Below are 6235 nucleotides of genomic sequence, written 5' to 3' on the forward strand. Positions count from 1 at the left end.
CCCGACGGGCCCGGCGACACGAGATTCGTCAGCGCAGCAATGCCGCAAAGAGCACACCCTGGCCGTGCTCCGCTGTCAGTGCTCGCGCGGTGCGGGCACCACACGCTCCACCTCGGGGTGGACGGTGAGCAGTTGGCGCATGGCGTTCTCTGCGGCCATCGCGTCGCCGGCGGCGAGCGCGTCGACAATGCAGGAGTGGTGGACGAGCGCGCTCTCGGTGGGGCGGTCACAGCCGGTGACGGGGCCGCCGGAGACCTGGAGCGCGGCGGAAACAATGCCGGAGAGGTGCTCGAGCATGCGGTTGCCCGCGAGCTGGATGAGCAGGGAGTGGAATTCGGCGTCGGCCCGGGAGAACGTCAAGGAATCACCCTGAGCGAGGGCGTGGCCCATGATCTCGACCATGTCGGCGAGGCGCTGCTGGACGTCCTCGCGTCCGTGGCCGGCCGCGAGTCGTGCCGCGAGCGGCTCAATCATCCACCGCAGCTCACCCAGTTCGCGGCGCTGGTCGTCCCGCTGAGGGCCGAATGCCCGCCATTCGATAATGTCCGGATCCAGCAGATTCCAGTCGCTGACGGGGCGGACCCGGGTGCCGACGTTGGGACGGGCACTGACCAGGCCCTTTGCCTCCAGCACGCGCAGGGATTCCCGTACGACGGTACGGGACACCTCGAAGCGCTGGCCGATCTCTTCGGGGACGAGCGGGCGGTCGGCGCCGAGATCGCCCGAGACGATCATCTGGCCGAGCTGCTGGACGAGTTGGCCGTGGAGCCCGCGGCCCCGGCTGCCCGCCGAGCGGCGGCCCATCCGGCCCAGGTCCGTGTCGGCGCTGTCCCAGGAGGGCACGCCGACGCGGTCGGCGGCCGACGCCTCTCCGTAGGGGTAGCGGTCGAGTTCGCCCGGGCCTGCGAGGCCGGTCTCGACGGGGCGGGCGGCGGTCATCATGGTGTGCGCAAGGGTACTCACGGATCCTTTGTCGGCGGGACTCACACGACCCTTGAGGTCTTTGGTGAAAAGCACACGAAAGGGTGATCGTCGCCCGCCCTGCAATTGACGACTTATCGGAAAGAAACGGACGCTCTCGGGGAAGTTGCGAGCGGCCCGCGCCCTTCGTGTCCGAGCCGGTCACCAATGGGCTTTCCGACGAAGGCCAGTGAGCAAATACGCGCAGAGCAGGGCACACAGCGACAACGCCAGGGCCGTACCGACCGGTTCAGCCACGAGTCGCATCGCCGCCACCATCCATCGGTCGACCTCGTACGGCCACTCCAGCCAGGCAACTTCGCGCAGCCTGGCCGGGAGTCCGGCCACCGAACGTGCGGACGGGGCCACGATCACCTGCTGTGCGACCGGGGTGACGACGACCGGAACGGCGAGTACCGCCGCCACGCCGGGGGCCGTGGCGCGGAAGACTCCGGCGCCGAGCAGTCCTGCCCAGGCGCAGCCGACCGTCAGGCCTCCCCAACTGGCGGCCATCGAGGGCCATTTTTCCGGTACGTGCATCAAGTCCGGGCCGTACAGCAGCCGGAGGGCCTCCGCGTCGGCCGCCACGGCAAGGAGGGCGAGAAGCAGTGCGGCGGCCGCGGAGACGGTCAGCTTGGCGAGGAGCAGGCCGAGGCGGCGGGGCACGGTGCCGCGGGCGGCGGCCAGGGCCGGGTACCGGTATTCGTCGCCGAAGGCGAGGGCACCGAGCAGTCCCGCGCCGAACGCGGCTGGCGGCAACGGAAGGATGTCCGGCCAGGCGGCGAGGACGCTCGGCAGCGGCGTACTGCCTGTGTGCGCGAGGAATGCGGAAAGCGCGACGGAGGCGGCCAGAACAGCGGTCACGACCAGGAACGTCGACCTCGTGCCAAGGAGGCGGCGCACTTCGTAGCGCAGGGCGTGGACGGGGCTGCGAGCCGGGCGCAGAGGCAGCGGCGACGGGAGTGGTGCGCGCTCCGTGGCGGGTGCGCCGGCGCAGGAAGCCGGCCACCGTGCGCCGGTCCCGGCTTCTGCCGCCGCCCTGGTCGCCCCTTCCGCCCGGGTCCCGGCTTCCGCTGCCGCCCCGGTCCCGGCTTCCGCCCGGGCGGGCTGGGGCGGCGCCTCCGGGCCGGGGGCAGGGCCCGTATCGCCGATCTCGTCGGCCAGGCCATGGATCAGGATGCCGTGCCGGAAGGCGGTCTCGCCGATGCGGGCACAGTCACTGCCGTAGACGGAGAGGCGGCTGCCACCCTCGGCGACCACCTCGACGGACTGCTGGGCAGCGCGGGCTTCCCGGCTGACGAGGACGCCGAGGCGGGCTGCGTGTGGCGTCCTGACGGCGACGCGGGGGCGGAGCCTGGTCCGGGCGAACTCGGCGGCCTCCTGATCCGCCATCAGGCGGCCGCGGTCGATGGTGACGACCCGGTCGGCGGTACGGGCGGCCTCTTTGGCATCGCTCGTCGTGTACAGCACGGCGCCGCCGCGGGCGGCGTGACTGCGCAGCACCCCGAAGAGCCAGTTGTACTCGAGCGGAGAGAGGCCCTTGGCCGGTTCGTCGAGGAGGAGCGTGTGCGGGTCGCCCAAGAGGGCTGAGGCCAGGCCGAGTCGGCGGTCCATACCGACCGAGAGCGTGCCGAGGCGCTGGTCGCCAAGACCGGCCAGGCCGACGAATTCGAGCATTTCGACGGCGCGGGCCGCGGGCGCGCCGGCTGCGGCGCAGAGCATGCGGAGCTGGCCGACGGCGGTACGTGCGGGGTGGCCCGGCACGTCGCCGAGGAGCGCTCCGACTTCGCGGGCGGGGTTGGCGATCCGGTGCAGGGGGCGGCCGCGGAAGTACGTGACGCCGCGGCCGGGTTCGAGTTCGAGCATCAGGCGGAGCGCCGTGGTCTTGCCGGATCCGGCGGCACCGAGGAGGGCGGTGACCTGTCCCGGCCCAGCCTCGAAGGTCAGGTCGTTCACGGCGGGCGGGAGTTCCCGACGGGGGGCGCTGGTGAGTCCGATGACCTGGAGCATCGCTTCTCTCGCGGAAGGTGAGACCGCTCGGCGGCAGGGCGTACCGCAGCAAGATAACGCGACATATCCGACTTTTGGTGCAGCGGGCGAACTGCGGGGGTGCGGGTGTCAGACCTCCGGGCGCAGCATCGGCGGATTGAGCAGCGTCGCTCCGCCCGCCCGGAAGAGCTGGGCGGGGCGGCCGCCCTGGCGGGTCGTGGTGCCGCCCGCGGGGACGAGGAAGCCCGGGGTGCCGGTGACCTTGCGATGGAAGTTGCGAGGGTCGAGAGCGACGCCCCACACGGCTTCGTACACCCGGCGCAGCTCGCCGACCGTGAACTCCGGAGGGCAGAAGGCGGTGGCGAGCGACGAGTACTCGATCTTGGAGCGGGCTCGCTCCACGCCGTCTCCGAGGATCTGCGCGTGATCGAAGGCGAGCGGCGCCGACTGCTCGTCCTCACGGCCGAAGGCGCTCTCCTGGTTGAGCAGGGCCTCGACCGTCGCCCAGCGCACGCTGTTCGCGTCGCCGCCCGCCCGGGGCGCGGGGAGATCCGGTGCGAGCACCAGGTAGGCCACGCTGACCACACGCATGCGGGGGTCCCGCTGAGGGTCGCCGTAGGTGGCGAGCTGTTCGAGGTGAGCCCCGTTTCCGAGCGCCGGGGTTCCGGGTTCGTGCGCGCACAGTCCGGTCTCCTCGGCGAGTTCGCGTGCCGCCGCAGCCCCGAGATCCTCCTCCGCCCGTACGAAGCCGCCGGGCAGCGCCCACCGGCCCTGGTACGGCGGCTCGCCGCGGCGTACGACCAGTGCGCAGAGCGCGTGACGGCGCACGGTCAGTACGACCAGATCCACGGTGACGGCAAAGGGAGGAAAGGCGGATGGGTCGTAGGGCGACATGCCGCGATCATAGTCGTCTGCTTGACGATAAACAGTCCCTGTGCCGGGGCCGCTGATGTCGGTTTCGCCCTCTCGGCGCCACCCGTCGGCATTCACGGTCACACTCCCAACTGGAGCTTGTCGGCGGCTTCCTCGATCATGCCGAGGCCCAGCCTGCTGATCCGTACGGCGAAGGGCTCCCCCGCGACGCGCAGCCCAGAGAACTGCACCGCGCCGAGCGGCGAGCAGTGCACGGGCGACAGTGCCACCGTGCCCGCCGGGGCGTCGGGGCGGATGCCGGCAAGAGCGGTGAGCAGATGGATCCCGGCAGCGGCCGCCACGGCCGCAGGCCTGCACGCGGCCGGGTGCGGTACGGGATGGCTGCCCGCGGTGCGCTGCTCTCCCGCGTACATCTCCGGCAGGCGGTTGCCGAAGGCTCCCGCCGCATCGAGGACGCCGCGCAGCAGGGACGTCGCTTCCTTCTCGTATCCGGCCGCCGCAAGCCCCGCGACGGCGACGGCGGTCTCATGGACCCGCACCGCGCCGCCGCGGTGGCCGAAGGGGTTGTGACCGCTCTCCCTGGCCCCGAGGCTACGCAGCCCCCAGCCGGAGTCCATGGCAGGGCTGCCCAGCAGTCTCGCCACCTGCTCGGTCTGCACCTTGTCCAGCAGGCCGGGCGCGAGCCGGCCCGCTCCGAGCAGGCCGGTGTCCAGGAGGTGGGCGGCGCCGCCACCGAGGTGCGGCACGAGCCGTCCCACGGCCGAGCGTGCGGTTGCCGGGCGACCGCCCGCCCGGTCGTCGATCCAGAAGTTCTCCTGGAAGGTGCGGCGCAGTGCCCGGGCCCACTCGCGCCACCATTCGGCACCTGGGCGGTTGTACGCCGCCAGCAGATCGGCGCCGAGCAGCGCCGCCCGGTGGGCGTGAGCCTGCGTCTCGCTGCGCCGGTGTCCGGCCGGGCCCCGTTCCCGCAAGCAGCCGTCGTCTCCGGCCGCCCTGCGCAACCAGAGGAGGCAGCCCTCCGCCACGGGCAGCAGCTCCTCCAGGTCCTGCTCCGCCATCCCCCATCGCCTCGCCTCGGCGAGCACCACGGGGAAGGCCAGCGTCGCCTCCACGCCCGTACAACTGGGCGGGAGGTACGGGCCCGCGTCCCTCAGCGGTCCCGGGATGCGCCCTTGGTCGGGCCCTGGGTTCCGCAGCTGCGTATGGGCGACAGTGCGCAGTGTGGCCGCGGCGAGCCGGGTGCCGAGCGGCAGCGTCATGCGCGCCGCCCACAACGCCTCGGCGGGCGCGAGCCCGCACCGCCACGGCACTCCCGCCGCCAGATACACATCCGTGGGCCGACGGGAGTCGCGCATCAGCAGGGCCCGCAGATCGTCGAGGCTGGTTCGCAGCAGCTCTCGCACCCGAGGGTCGTCCGCCTCCGCCGTCGCGTCGGAGAGCAGACCTGACCCCGCTTTCGTGACAGGTCTGACTCCCCGGTCCGTACGGATGCGCAGCTCGATCGTGCGCGATGTGCCGGGCAGCAGCTCGATCTCCCACCGCAGCAGACCGGCGGATGCGAGCGCGTCCTCTGGAGGTGGATCGGCGGTGACCACGGCCTGGGCCCCAGCAGCCGTCCAGCGCATCCCCGAGGCGTGAACGCTGGCGGGCAGCTCCGGGCCGGAGCGGCCGGCGGCGACGGCGCCCAGGTCCGCGAGGTCGGTGCCGAGTCCGATCTCCACACGGAGCCGCAGGGTGCGGCTCGCCGAGCTGCTTAAGGTGATCCGCTCTGTGCCTTCGGCATGCCGCAGCCTCTCCACCGTGATCTCGGGGTCCGGCCCGCCGTCGGCCGCCGTACGCACAACGGAGACGAACCGGGCACGGCCGGCCGAGAGCAGCCTGCCCTGCACAGAGACCGGTTCACGTCCCGCCACCCTCAGCTGGCAGCGGGAGAGGAGACGGCGGCCCGACTGGTAGAACCCCTCGAGACCTTGGCCGGTGAGCTGTCCGTGTTCCGCGGAGACGGCGAGTCCCGGCAGGTCCGCACAGATCAGCAGCCCATGGACGGAGGGCAGCTCGCCGGGAGGCCGTGCAGCCCCTGCCAGGGGCCGTCGTTCGATGGCAAAGGACGGGACGGTGAGGGTCATACGATGCCTCCTCTGCGCGGGGGACAGCGGCGCCGACCGGAGCGGCGCGGGACGTTCGCGGTACCGCCACACAGGGGAACGGCCGCACGGGCGTCCGGGTCACGGCCGTCATCGCCCGCTCCTGCTCCCGCGCTGCCCGTCCCGCCTCCGGACCCGCCCCCGTGCGGCGGCTGCGCCGGGACGCGCCTTGGTGGGCCGGTTCCCGTTCCTGGTCACGGACGGCCGGGCAGAACGCGCGGTGGCCTGCCTGCGTACGGCGCGGGGGCTAGGCAGTGTCTGACAAATGA

At 72.5% G+C, this 6235-nt stretch carries 4 protein-coding genes; all 4 read right to left on the minus strand.

Annotated elements, in window-relative coordinates:
• Window positions 1-75: 75 nt before the first annotated feature.
• Window positions 76-963, minus strand: a complete 888-nt coding sequence (locus tag J7I98_RS36725; protein WP_214929407.1) for a FadR/GntR family transcriptional regulator — start codon at window positions 961-963, stop codon at window positions 76-78.
• Between the two features lie 159 nt (window positions 964-1122).
• Window positions 1123-2970 (minus strand): ATP-binding cassette domain-containing protein, encoded by a 1848-nt coding sequence (locus J7I98_RS36730; RefSeq protein ID WP_214929408.1) that lies wholly within the window; start codon window positions 2968-2970, stop codon window positions 1123-1125.
• 108 nt (window positions 2971-3078) lie between these two features.
• Window positions 3079-3843 carry an NUDIX domain-containing protein gene (locus J7I98_RS36735; protein ID WP_214929409.1) on the minus strand — a complete coding sequence of 255 codons (765 nt, stop codon included), beginning with the start codon at window positions 3841-3843 and terminating at the stop codon, window positions 3079-3081.
• A gap of 98 nt (window positions 3844-3941) precedes the next feature.
• Window positions 3942-5948, minus strand: a complete 2007-nt coding sequence (locus J7I98_RS36740; RefSeq protein ID WP_214929410.1) for a glycogen debranching N-terminal domain-containing protein — start codon at window positions 5946-5948, stop codon at window positions 3942-3944.
• Window positions 5949-6235: the final 287 nt, after the last annotated feature.

The organism is Streptomyces sp. ISL-98 (assembly GCF_018614055.1).
In the GTDB taxonomy this organism is placed as follows: Bacteria; Actinomycetota; Actinomycetes; order Streptomycetales; family Streptomycetaceae; genus Streptomyces; species Streptomyces spiramyceticus.

Coding starts and splice junctions, on each gene's coding strand:
- J7I98_RS36740 (WP_214929410.1), bottom strand. CDS start 5,948: ATGACCCTCACCGTCCCGTCCTTTGCCATCGAACGACGGCCCCTGGCA.
- J7I98_RS36730 (WP_214929408.1), bottom strand. CDS start 2,970: ATGCTCCAGGTCATCGGACTCACCAGCGCCCCCCGTCGGGAACTCCCG.
- J7I98_RS36735 (WP_214929409.1), bottom strand. CDS start 3,843: ATGTCGCCCTACGACCCATCCGCCTTTCCTCCCTTTGCCGTCACCGTG.